Raw genomic sequence first — 22,267 nt, 5'->3', positions numbered from 1 at the left:
TGGCTCCGTTCGATCGGTGATTGCCTGTGGTTCAGCGGCTGCCGAAATAGACGGACTTCGCGCTGTAGTACGGGGCGAGGCCCTCCGGGCCCAGTTCGCGGCCGAGGCCCGACGCCTTGACGCCGCCGAACGGGGCCGCCAGGTCCAGCGCGTAGTGGTTCACACCGACGGTGCCGCTGTGGATCCGGTCCGCGATCGCCAGACCGTGCTCCTCGTCGGTGGTCCACACCGTGCCGCCGAGACCGTACTCGGAGTCGTTGGCGATCGCGATCGCCTCCTCCTCGTCGCCGTACGGGGTGACGGTCAGGACGGGGCCGAAGATCTCCTCCTGCGCGATCCGCGCCGCGTTGTCCACGCCTTCGAAGACGGTCGGCTCGACGTACCACCCGACGGACTGGTCGGCGGGCGTTCCGCCACCGGCGGTGATGCGGTACCCGTCCGCGCGGCCGGCCTCGATGTAGCCGAGCACCCGGTCGCGCTGGGCGGCACTGACCAGGGGGCCGATCTGGGTCGCCTTGTCCAGCGGGTCGCCGATCCGCAACGCCCGCACGGTCTCGGTCACCGCGTCGACGACCTCGGAGTACCGGCCGCGTGGCGCGAGGATGCGGGTGCTGGCGTGGCAGGTCTGCCCGTTGTTGACCAGCGAGACCTCGAGCAGGTTCGCGGTGAACACGTCGAGGTCGGCGTCGGCCGTGACGATCGCGGCCGACTTGCCGCCGAGTTCCAGGGTCACCGGACGCAGGAGCCGACCACAGACCTCGCCGATGGCCCGTCCCGCGGGAGTCGAACCGGTGAACGCGACCTTGTCGACGCCCGGGTGCTCGACCAGGTACGCGCTGACCTCCCGGCCGGCGGGCACGACGTTCAGCACGCCGGCGGGCAGCCCGGCCTCCACGGCGGCGTCGGCGAAGGCGAAGGCGTCGAGCGCCGTCTCGGGTGCCGGCTTGAGCACCACGGTGCAGCCGGCGGCGAGGGCGGGGGCAATCTTCATCGCCGCGAGCGACTGCGGGTAGTTCCACGGGGTGATCGCCGCGACCACGCCGACCGGATCCCGGCGGACCACCGTGCGTCCCCCGAACGCGCTGGGGCGCACGTCCTCGCGTTCCGCGCGGCGGATCAGGTCCGCGTAGTAGCCGACCATCAGGCCCGGGGCATAACCGTTGGCACCGATCGACAGCGAGATCGGCATGCCGTTCTCGCGGCTGCTCAACACGGCAGTCTGCTTCGCCCTGCTCTTGAGCGCCGCGGCGAACCGGTCGAGGTGGTCGGCGCGCTGCTCGGCCGTCAGGGCGCGCCAGGGCGTCAACGCCCGGCGGGCGGCCGCCACCGCCGCGTCGACGTCCGAGTTGTCGGCCAGCGCGGTGATGCCCAGCACCTTCTCGGTGGCGGCCTCGATCACGTCGTAGGTCGCGTTCGAGTGCGGTGCGGCCCACTCGCCGTCGATGAAGAACGTGCGCCGGTCCAGGGTGGTGTCCATTGAGGATCCTCCGGTAGTGCGGTCGCGCCCGGGTCGGGCAGGTTTCTCGCCCGAGCCGGGCAGATGTCTCGGTCAGAGGGTTTCTTCGTGGCCGAACAGCGTCGAGCTGACCAGCGGCGCCATCGGTCCGCCGATGAACAGTGAGGTGCGTGCTCCGGCAACGGGATTGGTCGAGGTGCCGCGAATCTGCCGGACGGCCTCGACGGCCAGGCCCATGCCGTTGACGAACGAGTCGGCGATGTTGCCGCCGCTGGTGTTGACCGGCAGCTTGCCGATCCCCGCGGTGAGGTTGTCCACGGTGAGCACCTCGCCGGCGGCGGGACCGGTCGGGGCCAGCCCGTGGTCGATCAGCGCAGCCACGGCGGGCCCGCTGAAGTTCTCGTACACCTGCACCACGTCGACGTCGTCGGGGCCGAGACCCGCTGCGGTCCACAGCCTCTCCGCGACCCCGGGTCGGCCCGGGCGGCCGGCGAATCCCGCACTCGTGTACAGATCGTCGTTGTCGATGATCGACGAGTAGCCGCCGGGTGCGCCCTGCGCACCGGCCAGCACGTAGGCGGCGTCGGGCCGCATGCGCTTCGCGCGCTCGCCCGAGACCAGCACCAGCGCCACCGCGCCGTCGCTTTCCCGGGAGCAGTCGAACAGGTGGAACGGTTCGGTGATCATCCGGGACGCGTCGTAGGTCGCCTCGTCGAGCGGCCGGCCGTAACCGGCAGCGGTGGGGTTGTTCTGGGCGTGCCGGTACGCGGCCAGAACCAGCGCCCGCATCGCCTCGCGGGGCACGCCGTCGTGTTCGAGCAGCCGCTGGGTGCGCAGCGCGCACACCTGGGCGGGCGAGCCGACACCGTGCGCGAGATAGTGCGGTCCGTAGAAGTACTTGGCGTACCCGAGGCGTCCGGTGTCCTCCTGCGCCATCGAGCGGTACACGACCACGCACTCGGCCTGGCCCGCCGCGATGGCGACGGCGGCGTTGTTGACGGCGGCGGCGACGGTGCCGCCTCCCCCGCCCCACATCATGTTGGACCAGCGCACGTCGTCGACGCCGAGGGCGCCGCCGATGGTCGCGCCGTCGTACCCGCCGCCCGCGTAGGAGACGAAGCCGTCGAGTTCGCGTGGGGAGATGCCTGCGTCGGCGCAGGCCGCGACAATCGCCTCGAGCGTCATCCGCAGCTCGCCGTGCGGCGCCTCACCACGCTTGTAGTGCAGCTCGGACACGCCGACGACAGCCGCGGCTCCGCGCATCACGATCGCGGTCGAGCCGCGTGTTGCTGCCCCGCTCATGCCTGTGCTCCTTCACGTCGACGCCACCGCAGCAACGGCCAGGTCGCGCCCTCGTCCAGTTCGATGTGTCCGACCACCGGGTCGCCGATCCGGACGTCGGTGTCGTCGCCCGTGAGAATGCCCAGGACCCTGCGGTTTCCGGCGCCGGGAAGTTCAACCAGGACCGTGACGTAGGGAACCCGGTCCGCGAGCTCGGTGATGAACGGGTAGTGGCTGCGCGCCCAGCTGTAGACGGTGCCGACCGGCTCGACCGTCTCCCAGCCGGGGTCGAAGGTGTGGCAGCGCCCGCAGATCCACTGCGGACCCCAGATCCACTCGGCACAGTTGCCGCAGCGCTGCAGTCGCAGTTCGCCCTCGCGCAGTCCGTCCCAGTAGGGCAGGTCGAGTCCGTCCGCGGCCGGGCCCCAGGGGAATTCGACTGCGATGTCACCGCTCATGCCGGGGCTCCGGGAACCGCGAAGTTCTCCAGCGCCGCGGCCTTCCACTGCCCGTCACGCAGCTCCCAGATCGACCGCAGCCCGATCACGCCGTCAGGGGTGTCGTAGACGGTCTCACCGATCTGCCGGTCGCCCTCGAGGCGCACGTCCTTGATCTCGAAGGCGTTGACTGCGCCGCGCGGAACGGAGACTCCGTCGAAGACGGCGGGGATGTTCTCCTGCACCATGTCGGCGATGGCCGCCTTCATGTTCCCGGACACGACGTAGCCCACGTGACGCTCGTACAGCGTCCGAAAGTCCTCTGCCGACATTCGATTCTCCTTGATCCACGGGCGCCGTCGGCGCCGGCTCGGCGCAGCGCGCCGGGTATGCGTTTTACCTTATGCCTTTAGGTATTGGCCCGTCAACGGTGGCGGGCACATCCGAGACGCCGGCCGGGCTCAGGCGAACCCGAACCCACCGTCCTCGGCGACGACGACACCCGCCCCCGCCTCCTCGTCGGCAAGCAGACGTTCCAGCGCCGCGGGCTCCGTCGTGGACGCGAGCGTGCGGCCCCCGTCCGGGGTGCGAGCCGCGAGGAAGCCGCGCTCCGGCGCACCCGACCGGTCGTGCAGCACCGCCCACGATTCGGCCGTCGCCGGGCCCTCGTACGTGGGATGCGCCTTCGTCGTCGGCTCGCGGTCCACCGCCGCCTGCACGTCCTCGCGACGGAACCCGGCGGCGGGCGGTTCGGTCCGATACACCCCGAAGGCGTGTTTGGTGAGGTACCCGCTGTTCGCGGTCACCAGCCCGTAGCTGCCCGGCGACTCCCGCAGCCGGGTGGCCAGGGTGGCGATCGCGTGGGTGCTGTAGTTGTTCCACGGCCCGCCGGCGAAGGTGAGCCCACCGGTGAGGGTCAGGGGTCGCCCCGGATCATCCAGCGGCAGCCCCAGTTCCCGCGCCGCGACCTGGACCGCGGACGGGAAGCAGGAGTACACGTCGACGTGCGCGACGTCGTCCACCCCGATGCCGGCGAGTTCCAGCGCCCGGGCACCGGCGATGCGGATCGCCGGCGAGCGGTCCAGCGCGCCGCGCTCGGCGATGTCGTAGGTGTCGTGCGACTCGGTGCCGGACTGCGGGAACACCCAGTTCTCGCGCGGGATCCCGAGCCGGGTCGCGACCTCCACCGAGCAGAGCAGCAGTGCGGCGCCCTGCTCCACCATGTTGTTCGAGTTCAGCAGCTTGGTGTACGGCGACACGATCCAGCGGTTGTCCGCCGAGGGGGTGACGATCTCGTCCGCGGTGTACTCGCGCTGCGTCCAGGCGTGCGGGTTGGTCGCGGCGACCTTGCTGAACCCGGACCACAGGGCGCCGATCGCATCCCGGTGCTCGGCCACGGATCGGCCGGCGGTGATGCGGAGCGCCTGCTCGAACAGCGGGTAGATGTACGCGGGGCGGTCCAGTCCGGCGCGCATCTCGGTGGCCGACTGCATCGGCACCTCGTCCACGACCAGCGGCGCCTTCGGCACCGACTCGTCCTGCACCGTCCAGTCGGGACGAATTCCCTGACCGCGCAGCTTCATCCGGGTGCGCCACGACTCGGCCCCGCCGATCAGCACGACGTCGGACCGGCCGGCCGCGATGTCCTCGGACGCGGCATTCACGAGCACCTGCGGTGTACTGCCGCCACTGCCGGTGTAGGCCGTGTGTCGCGGCGCGGCCCCGATCTGTTCACCTACGAGCGCGCCGGGGTCGCGGTACTTCCACGACAGCAGGCCGACGATCCGGACGGAGTCGACGAGTTCGAGCAGCCGTGCGCTGCCCGCCTCGTCGGCGGCCCGGCGGGCGGCGCCGGCGATCAGGTCCACCGGCTCGCGGCCGCCGTCCCGGTCGTTGATCTGACCACCACCGACGAGGACAGGGGTTCGCGGGTCGAGCGAGGCAGAGTGGGCAGACACAGGGGCACCATCCAGGATCTCTTCGTCGGGACGTCGCCGGAGCGATCGACCCAGTAGCTAATGCCTTTAGGTTAAGGTGGGCCGTGGTGGTTGTCGAGAGCCCCCGCGCGTTCGCTCGGATCAGCGGTCGTGAACGCCGACCGGACGCAGCCCGGTGCTGCGGTCACCCGACGTTGTCGAGGAACACCCTGAGCATCTCGACGAACAGGCGCTCGTCGGACCAGCCACCCGACTCGAGCGCATCGTTCAGCCGAGGGTCGAACCGTGCGGGCTCCAGGAACGGAGCCATCGCCGGACGTCCCGTCGCCACGCACATCGCCGACCCCACCGTCATGCGGTGCACCGATTCCAGAACGAACATCTGTCGGTCGATCGGAACTCCGCCCGCGTCGAGGACCTTGCAGTGCTGCGCGTACAGCGTCTCCAGGAGGGCACGGGGGAAGTACTCGACAACGAGGGGCACTGCCCGGGAATGAGCGAGCAGCGTCGCCCGGAACCGGACCGACGACTCGATCAGCCAGTCCTTCCATCGTCCCTCCCCCGGATCGACCGGATCGGGCAGACGCGGCGTGTCCAGGATGATCGCGCGGGCCGTCTCGGCGAGTATCTCCGCCTTGTCCGCGAAGTGGTTGTACAGGGACGGGCCGCGCACCCCCATCCTGGACGCGATCTTCTCCACACTGAGTGCCCCCGGGCCTTCGGCATCCACGATCTCGATCGCCGTGCGGACCACTGCGTCCCGCTGGATCAGTGGCCTTCTGCCCATCGGTGCCTCCCCGGTGCCCATCCCGCCGCGGCGCGCCGGTCAGGAAAACCCTAGTTGGACGGGCCACCGGCACCGCCGCCGCCCGGCGGCCGCGGTCACTCGCCCACTGCGGGGCGTGGGACCGTTCCACCGAGCCGGGTACCCCAGTCCGGCAGACTGCCGAACTGCCGACGAAGCGCGGCCTTGTCCACCTTCATCCCGGCGGTCCGGGGCAGCGGCTCCGCCAGCATTTCAACGTATCGAGGCGACTTGTAGCGTGCGAGGCGCATCCGGCAGTGCTCGACCACCGCCTCGGGACCGACGTGATCCGTTCCCCGGATCAGCACGGCGGGCGATTCCCCGAACTCGACATCGGGCACGCCGATGACCGCCACCTCGAGCACGCCGGGAAGCTCCATGATCGCGCGCTCGAGTTCCGCGGCGTAGATGTTGATCCCGCCCGAGATGATGACGTCCTTCGTCCGCCCGACGATGCGCAGCGACCCGTCCGGCTCCCACTGTCCGACGTCACCGGTGTGGAACCCGTCGGGCGTGAAGTACTCCGACGTCAACGCGGGATCGTTCCAGTAGCCCGCCGCGAGACCGGGCCCCGAGATCACGACCTCGCCCCGCTCCCCGGTCGGGCAGGGCGTGCCGTCGGGCGCGACGACCCGAATCTCGCTGGTGACACCGCCCCTGCCCACGCAATCCGGGTTGTCCATCGACGCCTGAACGCTCGGGACCGAGACGTTCGACTGCGACTCGGTCATCCCGTACACCTGCCGAAGACCGACACCCTTGTCGGACCACGAACGGATGAGGTTGGCCGTGACGGGGTTTCCCCCGGTGAACGCGACGGTCAACGACGAGAGGTCCGCCTCGGCGAACTCCGGGACCGCCGCCATCTGTTCGTAGAAGATGGTCGTCGCACCCAGTTGATTGATCTTCTTGTCCCGGATGAGTGCGAGCGCTGCGCGCGGCTCCCACTCCGGGAGGAACACCACACTTCCCCCGAGCACGAGTGGCCCGAGGAAACCGTTGAGCAGGCCGGCCGCGAACGACATCGAGCTGACGTTCAGTGATCGAGCGCGCAGGAAGCCCGGCTCCTGCAGGCACCACTCGAAGAAGGCTGCGGAGAGCGTGCGATGGGTGTAGACGACTCCCTTCGGCAGCCCCGTCGACCCCGAGGTCGACAGGATGCAGACGGCGTCGGTCTCCCGCGCGGTCCCGATGGGGGGTGCCTGCGGGCCGCCGTCGGCGGCCACGTCCTCGAGGTCCAGGACGGTGGTCGCCGGTGCGGCGGCTTCCAGGTTCGCGCGGCACGCGGCCGAGGTGACGATCGCGGCCACCTCGAGGCGAGCGAGCGCCTCCCCGAGTTCGGTCGCACTGTTCCGCTCGTTGAGCGGGCACACGACCGCGCCGACGCGGAGGATTCCGATCGCGGCGGCGGCCCAGGTCAGCGAGGGACGGCCAACGACGGCAACGCGGTCGCCCGCGCCGATCCCCTGTCCGATCAGGCGGGCGGCGGCGGTGCCGGCACGGCGATCGAGTTCCCGCCACGTCAGCACCTGGCCCTCGCACTCGACCGCCGGTTCGTCGGGCATCCGGGACGTCCATGCGGCAAGCGGGCGAAGGATGTTCGATTCCACTTCTGTGCCTTTCGTTCGGTCTGTCACTCCGGCACGTCGTGTGCACGGAGTCGGCGGCGCATCGCCTGCGGTGCGCCGCTGAAGAGCAAGTCGGTGCGGTCCCGCTGGAAGGCGGCCGCCCGGAAGGCGTCGAACTCCGCACCTGACGCGGAGCGCACGCTGGTGTGCACGGCGGCGGCGCCGCCGTCCGCGAGATACCGAACCGCCTGGCACACGACCTGTACGGCGGTGTCGAAGGCGGCCGGATCACCGTCAGGACCGCGCACGTCGTGAACGGCACCGATCTCGCCGGTGCGGCTCACGTCGGCATATCCGATCGCCTGGTCGTCGGCGCCCGCGACCTCGATCCGGATTCGATCGCGGACCGGTTCGCCGAAGACCGACCACTCGTCCGGCGTGGGGCGGGCCCCCTGCCGCACGAGGCGTGTTCTCACGGCCCCGGGCCGCGGCATCCCGACCGCTCGCGACGCGTCCAAGTCCGACCGAGAGGGAAGGATCAGGTGGGTCCGGCTGCCCGCGGGCATCACGCCGAACCGTGCGGCAATTCGCGACGTCGCCGGATGGGAGCCGTACGCGCACAGCAGCACCCGCTCGAACGGCGCTGCGGTCGCGGCGTCTCGGAGGAGCGACTCGACCACCGATGTCGCCACGCCCATCGAGCGGAAGGCCGGTGCGACGAGGAGATCGGCGGCACCGACGCCGTCGCCCAGCGGCGCAACCGTCAGCACCGCGGCCAGATGCCCGCGGGGCGCCGCCGGGATGTCGTGGCGGCGCAGGTGTGTGTAGACCGAAGCGGTCGCGGCCGAGTCGGACCGCCAGACCTCTCCCGCCAGCGCGGCCGAGTACCCCATCTCGTCGTCGGCGGCGATCGCCGCGGACCGCAGTGCCGCGGGCTCCCCCGTGGGAAGGCCCCGTTGCCAGCGGATCTCGATGTCGGGAGGCGCCGGGGGAGGTTCCGTGTGATCGGCGATCACGACCGCGGCTCGCAGCGGATCAGCTCGTCGATGCGCCGGCGGAACAGATGGCTCGCTATCTCGTTGCGACCCAACAACATCTCGCCGGCGTCAAGGCTGTTCATGGAGCGCTGGGAGCTGTCGAGAATCGGAAAGTCCTCGTCGTGGAGGATGGAGATCAGGATGTTCCAGTTCTTGGCCCACCGCTTCGACCAGTGCTCCTCGGTCAGCCCGCTCGCCTCGACCGTCGGTGCCATGATCCGCATCTGCATGATCGACTCGTTCGGGTCGGCGCCGACCGGACGGAACGTCAGCAACTCGAAATGCGTGGCGTGCTTGAGCAACATCGCGTTCGGCGCGAGGAAGCAACTCTCGATGGTGTGGCCCTCCATCGACTCGTCCCATTCGACCTCGGTCCCGATGAACTGGTCGATGCTCTTACGCGCCGTGAGGAACCAGAACGAGCTGCCGAAGTCGCGGAGTGTGACGGCGTTGGTGTGCAACATCTTTCCAGCGGTGTTCGGGTGCGCATACTTGACGTGGTAGTTGTCGAGGAAGCCGTCCTGCATGATCTTCCAGTTGACGGGGCGGCGATAGGTGTGTGGATCGACGCTGACCAGGTCGCCGAGGCGGTAGTCGGCCATGATCGTGTCGACCTCGGGACCGAGCCAGGAGGCGACGTCGATCCGGCGCGCCGGATTGTCGATCACCCAGACGAAGCCGTGGCGTTCCTCCACCGGGAGTTCCACCAACCCGTACTTCGATCGGTCGAACTCGCCGAACGTCGCGTCCAGCGTGACCGTCCGCAGCTGACCGTCCGGATCGTAGGACCAACGGTGGTACGGACAGGAGAAGAGGCGGCACTTGCCGGACTCCTCGGTGACCAGTTGCGCTCCCCGGTGGCGGCATGCGTTGACGAACGCCTTCACCGTGCCGTCCTTCTGCCGCACCACCACAACGTTGTTGCGCGGCAACTCGACCGACACGAAGTCGTGCCGGGCTGCCAGCTCCGACGAGTGCGCAACGATGAACGGGACCTCGCCGAAGATCCTGTCCCGCTCCAGCTCCGCTCGCATCGGGTCGCGGTAGTCGCCCGCGTCGAACGGTTCGATCCGCTCCCACTGATCGGTGACGGAGCCGGCGAGATGGCCCAGCAGGTCCCGAAGGGCGTGATCGCGAATGCTCTTGATGTCCACGTCGACTGTCACGTCGACCTCACTTTCCGCGCGAAACCGATGACACCGCAGGTCGCCCGCACCGAAACGCTCGACTGTGACCTGCGTCATGCAATAAACTAGAGCCATTAGTATTTGAAGTCAACAGCGGAAGGGCTTCTGGTGGAACGACAAAGCCCGCGCACCGAGATCACGAATCTCGGTGCGCGGGCCACGGGATGGAACGACGCCGGCGCGGAACTGCGGTCAGGAGCGAATGGCGTCGAGAATCCGCTCCCTACTCCCCGGACGTGGCCATCCCCCGAGGATCAGGGTGGTCAGACAGGTCTTCTTCCAACGCCTCTCGATGTCCTCGCAGATCTTGTCCGCGGGACCGACGAGGGCGACGTCCTCGACCATCGCCGTCGGCACCGCCTGCGCGGCCAGATCCGCTCTGCCGCTGAGGTACAGCTCCTGGATCTCGGCGCACGCGTCACCCCAGCCCATCCGCACGAACACGTCGTTGTGGAAGTTCGCGTCCTTGGCGCCCATGCCGCCCGCGTACAGCGCCACGACCGGCTTGAGCCGGGAGGCCGCCCGCTCGACGTCGTCGTCCTCGACCAGCCAGCACACGTTGGCCACCTCGAAGTCGTCCGCGGTGCGGCGGGCACCCTCGCGGGCGAAACCCTCGGCGAGGGCAGCGCGGTAGAAGTCGTCGGTCTTCGGGGAGAACCAGAGCGGCGTCCATCCGTCTGCGATCTCGGCGGCGAGGGCCACGTTCTTCGGTCCCTCCGCGCCCATGTAGACCGGGATCTCGCGGCGCAGCGGGTGCACGATCGACTTCAGCGGCTTCCCCAGGCCGGTGCCGCCCTGGTACGGCAGCTGGTAGTGCCTGCCCTCGAAGGTCACCGGCTCGTCCCGGGCCCACACCGCCCGCATGATCGCGATGTACTCGCGGGTCCGCTCGAGTGGTCGCGGGTACGGCTGTCCGTACCACCCCTCGACCACCTGCGGACCGGACGCGCCGATGCCGAGAATCACGCGACCGCCGCTGAGGTGGTCGAGGGTCTGCGCCGCCATCGCCAGCGCGGTGGGGGTGCGCGCCGACATCTGGCACACCGAGGTGCCGAGCGCGATCGTCGAGGTGCGGGCGCCCCACCAGGCGAGCGGGGTCAACGCGTCGGACCCGTACGACTCGGCCGTCCAGAAGCTGTCGACGCCGAGGGCCTCGGCCTCCGCAACGGTCTGTTCCATCCGCCGCGGCGGTCCCGAGCCCCAGTACCCGGCCATGACTCCGACCTTCACTTCGGTACCACCCCTTCGTCTCGTCTGTTCAAAGCTGTTGTCCCGTAGGTGGTTCTGTTAGAACTGTCACGCATTCCGATAAACAGGCGGACGCTTCTCGAGGAACGAGTACACGGCCTCGCGGTGGTCCTTGGTCATGGCGGCGAGGATCTGGGTCCGGTTCTCCAGGTCGATCGCGGCGCGCAGGCTCGGGACCTCGAGGTTGGACCACATCACCTCCTTGGTCATCCACACCCCGAACGGGCTGTTGCGCGCGATGTTCTCTGCGGTGTCGAGCGCTGTGTCGAGCAACCGCTCCGCGGGATGCACGGACGACACGATGCCGACGCGTTCGCACTCGGTGGCGTCGACGGGCCGACCGGTGAGGAGAATCTCTGCCGCCCTGGAGAATCCGATCATCCGGGGCAGCAGCCAGCTGACGCCGATGTCGCAGCTGGACTGCCCGCGGTTGATGAAGGAAGCGTGCAGCGCCGCGGTGTCGGCCATGATCCGGACGTCGGCCATCAGCGCCAACGCCATTCCGCCGCCGGCGGCGGCGCCGTTGATCGCGGCCACCACGGGCGGCCGCGCACCGCGGAACGCCTCGACCAGTGACGCGATGTGCTGCTGCACCCGCATCCCGGCCTGCGCCCGTCCCTCGCCCTCGCTCGCGCCGGGCGGGGTGCCGTAGCCGCGCAGGTCGATCCCCGCGCAGAAGGCCCGCCCGTTCCCGGTCAGCACGATCGCGCGGGTCTCCGAGTCGTGGCGGACGTCGGCCAGCACGGCGTGCAGTTCCTCGACGAGTTGAGCATTCATCGCGTTCAGCGCGTCCGCGCGGTTGAGGCGGATCAGCAGAACGCCCGGCCGCGGCCGCTCGGTCAGGATCAGTTCGGACATGCGGGGCCTTCCCCTCGTTCGGTTGCGACGGCCTCGACTTCGCACTGTGACCGTCGACATATCAAGCTAATGGCTTTAGGTTAATACCTCAAGATGCGTGTTTCTCACGGACAGCAGGGAAGAGGTTCGAGACATGGCGGAACTGCACGGCAAGGTCGCGGTGGTGACGGGAGGCGCGAGCGGCATCGGCGCCGCGACCTGCGCCCTTCTGGCGGAGCGGGGCGCCCGGGTGGTGGTGACCGACATCGACGACGCACGCGGCGAGGCGGTCGCGGCCGCCCTCGGCGAGCACGGCGTCTACTTGCACACCGACGTGACACGCGAGGACCACATCGCGGCAGCGGTCGAGGCCGCGACCGAGCGCTTCGGCCGGCTGGACGCGATGGTGAACAACGCCGGACGGGTCGGCGCGTGGACCTACCTCGAGGACACCACCGTCGACGAGTGGGACGCCTCGTTCGCGGTGCTCGCGCGCAGCGCCTTCCTGGGCACCAAGCACGCCGCCCGGGTGATGCGCGAGCAGGGCTTCGGCGCCGTCGTCAACGTGTCGTCGGTGGCCGGGGTGCGCACCGGCTTCGGCCCGCACCCCTACGGCGCCGCAAAGGCTGCCGTTTTGCAGATGACCCGCAGTGCTGCCAGGGAACTGGCAGAGTTCCATGTCCGCGTCAACGCCGTCACCCCCGGCGGGGTCGCCACCCGCATCGTCGGCCACGGTGCCGGCCTGGACGGAGACGCACTCGACGCCAGTGTCGCCGGCGTGCGCAAGGGACTGGCGACGTTCCAGCCCATCCCCCGCGCCGGCGAGGGCGCGGACATCGCCGGCGCGATCGCCTACCTGGTCTCGGACGACGCGTCGTTCGTGACCGGGCAGAACATCGTCGTCGACGGCGGCCTCACACTCGGCAAGGCGTGGCCGGGCAACTACCGTGCCGAGGCCGACGCCGTGTCCGCGCGCAGTGTCACCGACATCGTGTGACGTCGCATCACGTTGCCGCCGAATCGATGACACCGATACTCGGGCCGGCGCCGTCGAGTGCGTCGGCGCGTGAGGTGTCCTTGAGGTCCACGCCGGACCGGCCCAGTCGGCGTGCCCCGACAACCAGGCCGGCGACCACCCGAGCGGCGACTGCGTAGTCCAGCCCCTCGGGTGGGTGGATGTTGGAGACACAGTTGCGGTCGGCGTCCGTGCGCCCGGGCGTCGGACGGTGCGTGAGGTAGACCCCCACGCTGTCCGCGACCGACAGTCCGGGACGCTCCCCGATCAGCACCAGTACCGTCCGCACCCCCAGCGCCGCACCGATGTGGTCGCCGAGTGCCACCCGCGCCTGCGTCGCGATCACCGGCGGCGCGACGGTAAAGCGTCCGTCGAACTCGGCGACGAGTGCCGACAGGAGGGGCACCGCGTGATCGGCGATCGCCCGCGGCGACAATCCGTCGGCGAGAACGACTCCGATGTCCGCGGTGGTCGACTCGACCGCGGCCAGGTCCGCAGGCGTCCGTCCCAGATCCGGTCGGCGGAGGTACTCGCTCCGCTCCGCCGCCCGGCTGGTGACGACCACGGGCCGCCCCAGCCCGACGGCCTCGACCCGGTCGACGAGCGGCCCGGTGTCGAGCGGTTGGTGCACGGCGTCGCGCGCGGCGGCATGCGCGGCACGGAACTCGAGCACCCGCGCCGTCGGCAGCGCGTCACCGGAGCGACCCAGCCCGATCCGCGCCTGCGTCGTGGTACGCAGCTCGTCCCAGAAGCTCTGCAGTGCCGGATCGTCCACGTCACTTCACCCCCGTCAACGCGCGCAACGGCGAGGTCGATGCGTCCACCGGCAGCACCCGGCCCCCCTCGTCCATCAGGCCGAGGCGCCGTAACCAGTTCTCGAACTCGGGCGCCGGCCGCAGACCCAGCACCTGCCGGGCGTAGAGGGCGTCGTGGAACGAGAGGCTCTGGTAGCCGAGCATCACGTCGTCCGCGCCGGGCACCGCAATCACGAACGCGGCCCCGGCCACGCCGAGCAGCGTCAGCAACGTGTCCATGTCGTCCTGGTCGGCCTCGGCGTGGTTCGTGTAGCAGACGTCGACGCCCATCGGCAGCCCCAGGAGCTTGCCGCAGAAGTGGTCCTCGAGTCCGGCGCGGATGATCTGCTTGCCGTCGTAGAGGTACTCGGGACCGATGAACCCGACGACGGTGTTGACCAGCAGCGGTTCGAGGTCGCGGGCGACGGCGTAGGTGCGGGTCTCGAGGGTCTGCTGGTCGACGGGACGGCCCCCGGTCCCGAAGTGCGCACCTGCGCTCAGCGCGGACCCCTGCCCGGTCTCCAGGTACATCACGTTGTCCCCGACCGTGCCGCGGCGCAGGGACCGTCCCGCCGCATTCGCCTCCCGCAGCAGCGAGATATCCACACCGAAAGACGAATTGGCGCCCTGCGTGCCGGCGATCGACTGGAACACCAGATCGACCGGCACACCCTCCTCGATCAGACCCATCGTCGTCGTCACGTGCGAGAGCACACACGACTGCGCCGGGATGTCGAAGCGCTGCCGGATCTCGTCGAGCAGGTGCAGCAGGTCCGCGGTGGCATGCGGCGAGTCCGTCGCAGGGTTGATCCCGATCACGGCGTCACCGCAGCCGAGCAGCAACCCGTCGAGCGTCGCCGCCGCGATGCCCCTCGGGTCGTCTGTCGGATGGTTCGGCTGCAGGCGCGTGGCCAGCCGGCCCGGCACCCCGAGCGTCGTCCGGAACGCCGCCGTCACCTCCGCGGCCCGAGCGACGGCGATCAGGTCCTGATTACGCATGATCTTGCTGACCGCCGCGACCATCTCCGGCGTCAGCCCCGGCGCGACCCGCGCCAACGTCTCGGCCGCGTTCGGCGCCGCCGCTGTCGCCAGCAACCAGTCCCGCAACCCGCCGACCGTCAGGTGGGCAACCTCCCCGAACGCCATCTTGTCGTGGGTGTCGATGATCAGCCGCGTCACCTCGTCGTCCTCGTACGGGACGAGGAGGTCCTCGAGGAACGTGCCGAGCGGGACGTCCGCGAGCGCCCACTGCGCGGCCGCCCGCTCGGCGTCCGAGGTAGCCGCACAGCCGGCCAACTCGTCGCCGCTGCGCAGCGGCGTCGCCTTCGCCATCAGGTCGACGAGGCCCTCGAAGGTGTGGCCGACGCCGGCCACCTGCTGCGTGTAGATCGTCATTCCAGGTCTTCCTCCGCCCGCGCGAGAGCAGCGAACTCCTCGTCCGGCGAGTTGGCAACGAGACGGTGGCGACTGTAGAGCCCGAAGTACGCCATGAAACCGGCGAACGCGACAAGGGTCCACAGCGCGGCGACGGGGTCGACCAAGAAGGTAGCGACAACGGCCACGGCGGCGATCACGAGCGCGAACGACGTGGTGGCGACGCCACCGGGCGTGCGATACGGGCGCCGCATTCCGGGCTCTCGACGCCGCAGGACGATGTGGCTCACCATCATCAGGACATAACTGACGGCCGCGCCGAACACCGCCATGTTCAGCAGCATCGCGCCCTCTCCGGTGAGCGAGAGGATGAAACCGACCGCGCCCGGCACGATGAGTGCGAGCACCGGCGCCTTCCGGGAATTGGTCACCGACAGGTTCTTCGGCAGGTACCCGGCCCGTGACAAGGCGAAGGTCTGCCGGGAGTAGGCGTACATGATCGAGAAGAAGCTCGCGACGAGCCCGGCCAGGCCGATGTAGTTGACCACCTTGGCGGCCGCACCGTCCCCGAGTGCCTCGACGAGCGGGTTGCCCGAGTTCGACAGGGCCTCGGCGCCCAGCGCCCCGGTGGCCAGGAACAGTACCGTCGCCCCGGTCACCAGCAGGACGAGCATGCTGATGATGATTCCACGCGGCACGTTCTTCTCGGGCTCCCGCGCCTCCTCTGCGGCGAGCGGGACACCCTCGACGGCCAGGAAGAACCAGATCGCGAACGGGACCGCGGCCCAAATGCCGAACAGACCGAACGGCAGGAAACTCGACGCCCCGACGGCGTCGGTCGGCGCGATGTCGGTGAGGTTGCCCGAGTCGAACAAGCCGACCGCCGAGATGGCGAACACGATCAGCCCGACCAGTGCGATCGCAGTGATCACGAACATGGCCTTGAGCGCTTCCCCGGCGCCGGTCAGGTGGATGCCGATGAAGATGGCGTAGACCGCGAGGTACACCCACCAGCCGTCGGTGATCCCGAACAGGTTCAGCGATTCGACGTATCCGCCGATGAAGGTCGCGATGGCTGCCGGAGCGATCGAATACTCAATGAGAATTGCTGTGCCGGTTGCGAATCCGCCCCACGGTCCGAGCGCCCGGCGGGCGAACGTGTAGCCGCCACCGGCAGCGGGCAGCGCAGAGGACAGTTCGGCCATCCCGAGGACCATGGCGAGGTACATGCCCGCGATGACGACGGCGGCGATGAGCAGACCGCCGAAGCCCCCCTCGGCGAGGCCGTTGTTCCAACCGGCATAGTCGCCGGAGATGACGTAGCTGACGCCCAGGCCGGCGAGCAGCAGCCAACCCGCGGAACCCTTACGCAGAGTTCTCTTTTCGAGATACCTGCGGTCCTCGTCGTGAAAGTCGGCTCCGTCGTGGTGCTCGGCGGAGCCGTTCGGGTGCACGGCGGAGCCGGAGCCCTGCGGATGTTCTACCACCGACACTGTCCACCCCCCACCGTCGTGAGGGTGGCCGCCCTTGCCCGAGGGCGTGGCGTGCCGGGCTGACCCGGAGGGAGGTACTCGGTCATTGTTCGAACTCCTGCGCCGTGTGCGGATGTGGTGCCGTGACCACCGGCCTGATGTGATGTAGAACACTAAGACGAGGAGCGTTGCAACTACGTTGCGAGCCGAGGCTGCCGGTCCGGGGCGGTCGGGGAACCGGACGCACGCGCGACGACCACCCCTTCACGCTCCCCCAGGCCCGCGAGCACCACACCCATGGGGTCGACGATCATGCTCGCGCCGGAGGCCGTACAGGAGCCACCAGACCGCTGGTACGCCACGGAGAGGATTCCGGTGAAGATGAACGCCGCGTGCCAACTGAACGTCGAGACCAGGAATGTCGATCCGGTAGATCGTCGACTCCGACGGAACCGTTCGACCCCATCTCGACGAGTCGTCGCCGGATATGGAACGGACCGTTGTCGCGGCCCTGATCGGGCAACTGCTTGCGCGCGAGCACCATCGCCCCGACCACCTCCGTAGAGGTGGTCGAGGGACGGTGGCGTCGACCTTCTTCCCCCTGGCCCGATCGGCGATCGCCGCAACGACCGCCGGGCCGAGGACCCTCCCTCGACGTGTCATCGACAGATCGTCGAAGGCAACACCTGTCCATGATGTCGCGACACCTCGAACTGTCCACTATGTCCTGACGACGCACAGGTGGGCCTGACCACCGGATGTGCGCACAGGTGACGGAACCGTCTCAGACGCCGACCGGGCCGCCCAGCCAGACGCCGACCTCTTCACCGGAGACGTGCCTGCCCTCCTCGCTGACGAGGAACGACACCGTGGAGGCGATGGATTCGGCCGGGATCCTCGGCCAGTGGGCCGCAAGGGTCTCCACGGCACCGTCGCCGCCCGACGCGATGATGTCGGTCTCCACGAAGCCGGGCATGACGGTGTTGACGGTGATCCCACGGCGCGCGACCTCGAGGGCCATCGAACGGGTCATGCCGACGAGCCCCGCCTTCGCGGCGGAGTAGGCGCTCATGCCCGGTGACGGCCGCCGCCCACCCGACGGACTGCTGACGAAGACGACACGCCCCCAACCGCTCTCGTACATCGCGGGCAGCGCGGCGTGGGTGCAGTAGAAGGCGCCACTGAGGTTGACGCCGATCACCCGGTCCCAGTCCGCAGGGGACTGCTTACGCGCCGCTCCGGCGATGTTCATCCCTGCGTTGTTGACCAGCACGGTCGGCGCCGACCCCAGATCTGCTGTCGCGGCGGTGATCAACTGCTCGGCCTGGGTGGCGTCGGACACGTCCGCGCGGATCGCGGCGGCCCGCCCGCCCGCGGCGACGATCTTGTCCACCACGTCATGCGCGTCCGCCGCGCTGGACGAATAATTGACGGCCACCGCGAACCCGTCGGCGGCCAGGCGCCGGGAGATCGCGGCCCCGATCCCGCGGCCGCCGCCGGTCACCACCGCCACCCGCTGTTGCTCGGACACCACCGTCACCGCACCTTCGGGTAGGTCTGGGGCACATCGGAATAGGTATCCCGCAGGTCCCGCTTGGAGATCTTGCCGCTGGCCATCCGGGGCAGCCCGCTGTCGACGAACACCACGTACCGCGGGACCTTGAAGTCGGCGAGGTTGCGGTTGCAGTGCTCGACGACGTCCGCCTCGGTCAACCCCTCCACCTTCTTCACGATCGCGGCGGGTGTCTCGCCGAACTTCTCGTCGGGCACGCTGATCACCGCGACCTCCTCGACGCCGGGCATGCGGTTGATCACCTGCTCGATCTCGGCCGGCGAGATGTTCAGTCCGCCGGAGATGATCATGTCCTTGAGCCGGTCCACGAAGGTGAGATAGCCGTTCTCGTCGAGCTTTCCGAGGTCGCCGGTGTGCAGCCAGCCGTCGATCAGCGCGGCGCGGGTGGCGTCCTCGTTGCGCCAGTATCCCGGCATCATGCCCGGACCTCGCAGCAGGATCTGACCCACTTCGCCCGGGGCGCACTCGTTCCCGTCCGCGTCGACGACGCGGATCTTCGTGAAGATCCCGCCGAAACCGCACTTGTCGGGATGGTCGGCCGCCTCGTTCCGGGGCATCGCGGTGGCCGATCCGCCGATCTCGGTCTGCCCGTAGATCTGCCGCAGCTGCACGCCCCGGGCCAGCCAGACCCCGACCAGCGCCGAGGGCACCCGGGCCCCGCCGACGTGGGCGGTGGTGAGGTGGCTCAGGTCCGCGCCCTCGAAGCCGGGCACCCGGGAGATCTGCTCGAACAGGATCGGCGGTCCGGTCAGGGTGGTGGCGCGGCTGTCCTTCATCACCCGCAGCGCCGCCTCTGGATCGAATCCCGGCTGCAGCAGGAGGGTGCCGCCGTGCAGCACGGTGCGCGAGATGCCCCAGATGATGCCCGCCGCGGTGAACAGCGGCAGCACGAGCAGCGGGCGCAGGCCGTTCTGCTCGATCGGCTCCATCAGTGACCACTCGTGCATCTCGCCGGCAATGGTGGCGTGCGTGAACACGACACCCTTCGGCTTGCCGGTGGTGCCGCTGGTGAACACGATCGCGGTGGGATCGGACTGCTCGGTCACCGGCGTGCGGAACGCCGCGTGTGCCCTGCCGCGGAGCGGGCGGACGTCCGTCTCGAATTCCGCGATGGCGAAGGTGCCGCGCGGCGCGTGCACTTCGTCGAGGCGCGAGCGCAGGGCCTCGTCGCAGTACACGACCGTGGGCTCACAGTCCTCCACCAGGGTGGTCAGCTCGCCGGCGAGCATCCGCTGGTTGAACGGTGCCGAGATGGCGCCCACCTTCATCGCGCCGAGCGCCGCGACGCACCATTCCAGGGAGTTCACGCCGAGGTAGCTGACCCGGTCCCCGGCCGTGACGCCTCGCGCAGCGAGGTCGTGGGCGACGCCGTCCGCCCAGGTGTCGAGTTCGCGGTAGGTCACCACGTCGCCGGCGAAGTCGATCGCGGGCTGGTCGGGGACGGTTCGTGCCCAGTAGGTGAGTGCGTCGATCACGGTTCCGCTCATGGAATGCCTCCCGAGGAGTCGCCGCGGCCGGTTCTACTCGAACCTCCGCCGCGCAGGACAGGGGTACGTGGCACCCTGGAGGTGGCCCACGTCACACTCGGTTAACCTAATGGCATTTGGTTCTGTTCACAAGCCCGACGAGCAAGGTCGAAGCCACGAAGCCGCCCCGACCCGGAGGCACTCGTCAGACGAGCACGGCAATCAACTCACCCGCCCCGACGAGGCACACGGCGCTGGCGAGAGTCAATGGCGGCAACCCGCTTCGCGCCCGGCCCTGTCGCCGACGGCCGGCGTGCCGGGCGTACCGCGCGCCACTCCCCCCGAAGACCCACGCCCCCAGCAGAGCCGAACCAGCAAGGAGTGCGACGATCGCGGGCGCCCACGCCCTGCCCACCAGGCGGGCGATGACTGCCGCACCGACCATCACCGACAACGCCGTGCGCTGCCAGGCCAGCGCGGTCCTCTCGTTGGCCAGTCCCGGATCCCGTTTCACCATGTCGCCACCAGAACGATCAGGGCCGCCGCGACCGTGACCACGCAGAAAACGACGCCGAACCGGAACGTCGGCAGTGGTTCGCCACGCCTGATGGCCACCTCCGCCCGCGCCCAGCGCACCCACGAGTTCACGGCAACGACAATGCCGGCGCAGACCAGGAGCACTCCCAGCATTTTTCGAGCGGCCTCGGACAACGACAGGTCGACCACTTCCAGCGCCGCCCCCGCCGCCAGAAGAGCGAACGCGGTTCGGATCCACGCCAGAAAGGTTCGCTCATTGGCGAAACTGAACCGGTAGTCGGGCTCCTCCCCTTCCCGATAGACCCACTTCGGCCACCGAGTTGCACCACCCACGTCCTTCACCCTCTCGCCGGAACCTCATTGACTTTTAATCCTAATGCCTTTAAATTTTGTCACATGACGCAGCTCACATCGCGGGAACGGATGATCGACGCCGCAGAAGAGTTGATCGCCGAACGCGGCATCGCAGCCATGACTCTGCGTCAGGTCCACACCATGTCCGGACAGTCGAACCGTGTTGCGGCGCAGTATCATTTCGGATCCAAGGCCGGACTAGTCGCTGCCGTCGTCGACAGGAGAATGGCGACGATCAACGAACGCAGGCGAGAGATGCTGCATCGCAACTCGAGCCGGACCACGATACGGACACTGGTCGAGGCATTGGTTCTTCCGTTCGCCCAGGAAACCGTGTTCCACGAAAACAGCTACTACGCACGCTTTCTCGTACAGTGCATGAACGATCCACTGCTCGCCGACATGATCTATCAGCACCTCCACGCAGACAGTGTCCGTGACGTGATGGACCAGCTCGTCGAGCAAAGCGATCTCCCGGACTCGACGGCACGGAATCGAGCGATGAACCTGGCGCACCTGACCGCCGTCGCCATCGCCCGGATGGAGGGATCGATCGACGAGATCGACGATCTTTCCGCACGGATTTCCGATCTCGTCGATTCCGGTGTCGGACTGTTCGAGGCACCGGCCTCCCCGATCGACGCTTAGGTCGCGGCCCAGCCACGTCACCTCCCGGCCGGCGGCCCCGGACAACTGCGCCCCGTTCTTGGCCGCGATGTCGGTCTGTTTTGTTGTACCCCAATACATTCAAATGCAAAGACGACCCGGCTACGCCATCCTGGCCGACCGGCGTCGATATTCGCCGTTTGTTCGATTCTCATCGGCCCGACCAGAGCACTTCGCCTGGTCCGTTCGTCATACGAAGAATCGCCCGGAAAGGAAACCTCATGTTGCGTCAGCATTCCGTGACAACCCCCGCCATGGCAGCCGTGGGACTGGGCCCGATCGTGTCCCGCCGTTCTCCGGACTCGTTCGGCCCGCAAACCTACGATCGGATCACCCTGCGTGCGGTGACCCCGACGATCGGCGCCGAGATCAGCGGGATCGACCTCGGCAGCCTCGACGACGAGGCGTTCGCGGAAATCGAGCGGGCACTGCTGGAATGGAAGGTCCTCTTCTTCCGGGACCAGCACATCACCCGCGACGAGCACCGCGAGTTCGCCGCCCGGCTGGGCGAGATCGAACTCCATCCCTTCTTCCGCTTCGCGCAGCCCGGCCAATCGGCGAAGGATGTCTCCACCCTGGCCCGCGGAACCGGTAGCCCCGGATACGAGAACAACTGGCACAACGACGTGACATTCCTTGAAACACCTTCCAAGGCAGCGGTTCTCAGAGCGATTGAGATCCCGGAGGTGGGTGGCGACACGCTTTGGGCTGACATGGGCGCCGCCTACGACGCGCTCACCGATGAGATGAAGGAGCGCCTCGACGGGGCGCGTGCCGAGCACGACTGGATCAATACCTTCGGGTCCTACATGGAGGACGAGGTGCGCGAGGGGTTCCGCGCGGACCACCCGCCGGTGGAACATCCCGTGGTCCGCGTCATTCCCGAGAACGGCCGGCGGGTCCTCTTCGTCAACGCGCTCTTCACCAACCGGATCGTCGGGGTCACCGGCGAGGAGTCGGATGCCCTGCTCGACGGCCTGTACCGGCACATTCAGCGCCCCGAATTCCAGGTTCGCCTGAAGTGGCAGCCCGACACCATCGCCGTCTGGGACAACCGATCCTGCCAGCACTACGCCACCAGCGACTACTTCCCGCAGCGCCGCGTCATGGAGCGCATCTCGGTGGTCGGCGAACGTCCCGGCGGGGTGACGGCATGACCACGACAGCAGCAGCAACCGAGCGCCCTTCCCGCGCGTTCCGCCGAACGGACGGAGAATCCTGAT

The 22,267-nt window shown here is 68.9% G+C and carries 21 protein-coding genes; 3 read left to right on the top strand and 18 right to left on the bottom strand.

Annotation, left to right across the window (positions count from 1 at the left end; genetic code table 11):
* Nucleotides 1-31 precede the first annotated feature (31 nt).
* The 11 genes from ACWDU4_RS04075 to ACWDU4_RS04025 all read right to left on the bottom strand — a co-directional run bounded on the left by ACWDU4_RS04075 (nt 32) and on the right by ACWDU4_RS04025 (nt 11,814).
* Nucleotides 32-1,477 (bottom strand): aldehyde dehydrogenase, encoded by a 1,446-nt coding sequence (locus ACWDU4_RS04075; RefSeq protein WP_450112570.1) that lies wholly within the window; start codon nt 1,475-1,477, stop codon nt 32-34.
* 72 nt (nt 1,478-1,549) lie between these two features.
* Nucleotides 1,550-2,758: a thiolase C-terminal domain-containing protein gene (locus tag ACWDU4_RS04070; RefSeq protein ID WP_450112569.1), complete on the bottom strand. Its 1,209-nt coding sequence runs from the start codon at nt 2,756-2,758 to the stop codon at nt 1,550-1,552.
* A complete protein-coding gene (locus tag ACWDU4_RS04065) occupies nt 2,755-3,195 on the bottom strand; it encodes a Zn-ribbon domain-containing OB-fold protein (RefSeq protein WP_450112568.1) in 441 nt (146 codons plus the stop codon). The genes ACWDU4_RS04070 and ACWDU4_RS04065 overlap by 4 nt, the downstream gene beginning before the upstream one ends.
* A complete protein-coding gene (locus ACWDU4_RS04060; protein WP_450112567.1) occupies nt 3,192-3,506 on the bottom strand; it encodes a hypothetical protein in 315 nt (104 codons plus the stop codon). The genes ACWDU4_RS04065 and ACWDU4_RS04060 overlap by 4 nt, the downstream gene beginning before the upstream one ends.
* Before the next feature lie 129 nt (nt 3,507-3,635).
* Nucleotides 3,636-5,132 carry an acetyl-CoA acetyltransferase gene (locus tag ACWDU4_RS04055; protein WP_450112566.1) on the bottom strand — a complete coding sequence of 499 codons (1,497 nt, stop codon included), beginning with the start codon at nt 5,130-5,132 and terminating at the stop codon, nt 3,636-3,638.
* 163 nt (nt 5,133-5,295) lie between these two features.
* Nucleotides 5,296-5,898, bottom strand: coding sequence for a TetR/AcrR family transcriptional regulator (locus tag ACWDU4_RS04050; RefSeq protein WP_450112565.1), 603 nt, complete (start codon nt 5,896-5,898; stop codon nt 5,296-5,298).
* Between the two features lie 95 nt (nt 5,899-5,993).
* On the bottom strand, nt 5,994-7,526 hold the full coding sequence (locus ACWDU4_RS04045) for a class I adenylate-forming enzyme family protein (protein WP_450112564.1): 1,533 nt from the start codon (nt 7,524-7,526) through the stop codon (nt 5,994-5,996).
* Nucleotides 7,527-7,549: 23 nt separating this feature from the next.
* Nucleotides 7,550-8,500 (bottom strand): hypothetical protein, encoded by a 951-nt coding sequence (locus ACWDU4_RS04040; RefSeq protein WP_450112563.1) that lies wholly within the window; start codon nt 8,498-8,500, stop codon nt 7,550-7,552.
* Nucleotides 8,497-9,765, bottom strand: a complete 1,269-nt coding sequence (locus ACWDU4_RS04035; RefSeq protein WP_450112562.1) for an aromatic ring-hydroxylating oxygenase subunit alpha — start codon at nt 9,763-9,765, stop codon at nt 8,497-8,499. Before ACWDU4_RS04035 ends, ACWDU4_RS04040 begins: the two co-directional genes overlap by 4 nt.
* A gap of 135 nt (nt 9,766-9,900) precedes the next feature.
* Nucleotides 9,901-10,938, bottom strand: coding sequence for an LLM class F420-dependent oxidoreductase (locus ACWDU4_RS04030; RefSeq protein WP_450112561.1), 1,038 nt, complete (start codon nt 10,936-10,938; stop codon nt 9,901-9,903).
* A 66-nt stretch (nt 10,939-11,004) separates the two neighbouring features.
* Complete coding sequence (locus ACWDU4_RS04025; protein ID WP_450112560.1) at nt 11,005-11,814, bottom strand: enoyl-CoA hydratase/isomerase family protein; 810 nt, start codon at nt 11,812-11,814, stop codon at nt 11,005-11,007.
* Between the two features lie 133 nt (nt 11,815-11,947).
* On the opposite strand from ACWDU4_RS04025, the gene ACWDU4_RS04020 reads away from it, so the two are divergent.
* The gene (locus ACWDU4_RS04020) at nt 11,948-12,790 is read left to right on the top strand and encodes a glucose 1-dehydrogenase (protein ID WP_450112559.1); all 843 of its coding nucleotides are present in this window, start codon (nt 11,948-11,950) and stop codon (nt 12,788-12,790) included.
* Nucleotides 12,791-12,797: 7 nt separating this feature from the next.
* On the opposite strand, the gene eutC is transcribed toward ACWDU4_RS04020, so the two are convergent.
* From eutC to ACWDU4_RS03985, 7 genes are all read right to left on the bottom strand, one after another.
* Nucleotides 12,798-13,583 carry an ethanolamine ammonia-lyase subunit EutC gene (gene eutC, locus ACWDU4_RS04015; protein ID WP_450112558.1) on the bottom strand — a complete coding sequence of 262 codons (786 nt, stop codon included), beginning with the start codon at nt 13,581-13,583 and terminating at the stop codon, nt 12,798-12,800.
* Between the two features lies 1 nt (nt 13,584).
* On the bottom strand, nt 13,585-14,997 hold the full coding sequence (locus ACWDU4_RS04010; protein ID WP_450112557.1) for an ethanolamine ammonia-lyase subunit EutB: 1,413 nt from the start codon (nt 14,995-14,997) through the stop codon (nt 13,585-13,587).
* Nucleotides 14,994-16,469, bottom strand: coding sequence for an ethanolamine permease (gene eat, locus ACWDU4_RS04005; protein ID WP_450112556.1), 1,476 nt, complete (start codon nt 16,467-16,469; stop codon nt 14,994-14,996). Before eat ends, ACWDU4_RS04010 begins: the two co-directional genes overlap by 4 nt.
* 763 nt (nt 16,470-17,232) lie before the next feature.
* On the bottom strand, nt 17,233-17,988 hold the full coding sequence (locus tag ACWDU4_RS04000) for an SDR family oxidoreductase (RefSeq protein WP_450112555.1): 756 nt from the start codon (nt 17,986-17,988) through the stop codon (nt 17,233-17,235).
* The gene (locus tag ACWDU4_RS03995; protein ID WP_450112554.1) at nt 17,985-19,508 is read right to left on the bottom strand and encodes a class I adenylate-forming enzyme family protein; all 1,524 of its coding nucleotides are present in this window, start codon (nt 19,506-19,508) and stop codon (nt 17,985-17,987) included. Before ACWDU4_RS03995 ends, ACWDU4_RS04000 begins: the two co-directional genes overlap by 4 nt.
* 184 nt (nt 19,509-19,692) lie before the next feature.
* Nucleotides 19,693-20,004, bottom strand: coding sequence for a DUF202 domain-containing protein (locus ACWDU4_RS03990; RefSeq protein ID WP_450112553.1), 312 nt, complete (start codon nt 20,002-20,004; stop codon nt 19,693-19,695).
* A complete protein-coding gene (locus ACWDU4_RS03985; RefSeq protein WP_450112552.1) occupies nt 19,998-20,366 on the bottom strand; it encodes a YidH family protein in 369 nt (122 codons plus the stop codon). Before ACWDU4_RS03985 ends, ACWDU4_RS03990 begins: the two co-directional genes overlap by 7 nt.
* A gap of 54 nt (nt 20,367-20,420) precedes the next feature.
* On the opposite strand from ACWDU4_RS03985, the gene ACWDU4_RS03980 reads away from it, so the two are divergent.
* Complete coding sequence (locus ACWDU4_RS03980) at nt 20,421-21,026, top strand: TetR/AcrR family transcriptional regulator (RefSeq protein WP_450112551.1); 606 nt, start codon at nt 20,421-20,423, stop codon at nt 21,024-21,026.
* 239 nt (nt 21,027-21,265) lie between these two features.
* Complete coding sequence (locus ACWDU4_RS03975; protein WP_450112651.1) at nt 21,266-22,201, top strand: TauD/TfdA dioxygenase family protein; 936 nt, start codon at nt 21,266-21,268, stop codon at nt 22,199-22,201.
* Nucleotides 22,202-22,267 lie beyond the last annotated feature (66 nt).

The sequence above is a fragment of the Rhodococcus sp. NPDC003348 genome (assembly GCF_053589375.1).
The sequence above is the reverse complement of the archived record's forward strand: the minus strand, read 5'-3'. Positions and strand labels throughout refer to the sequence as shown.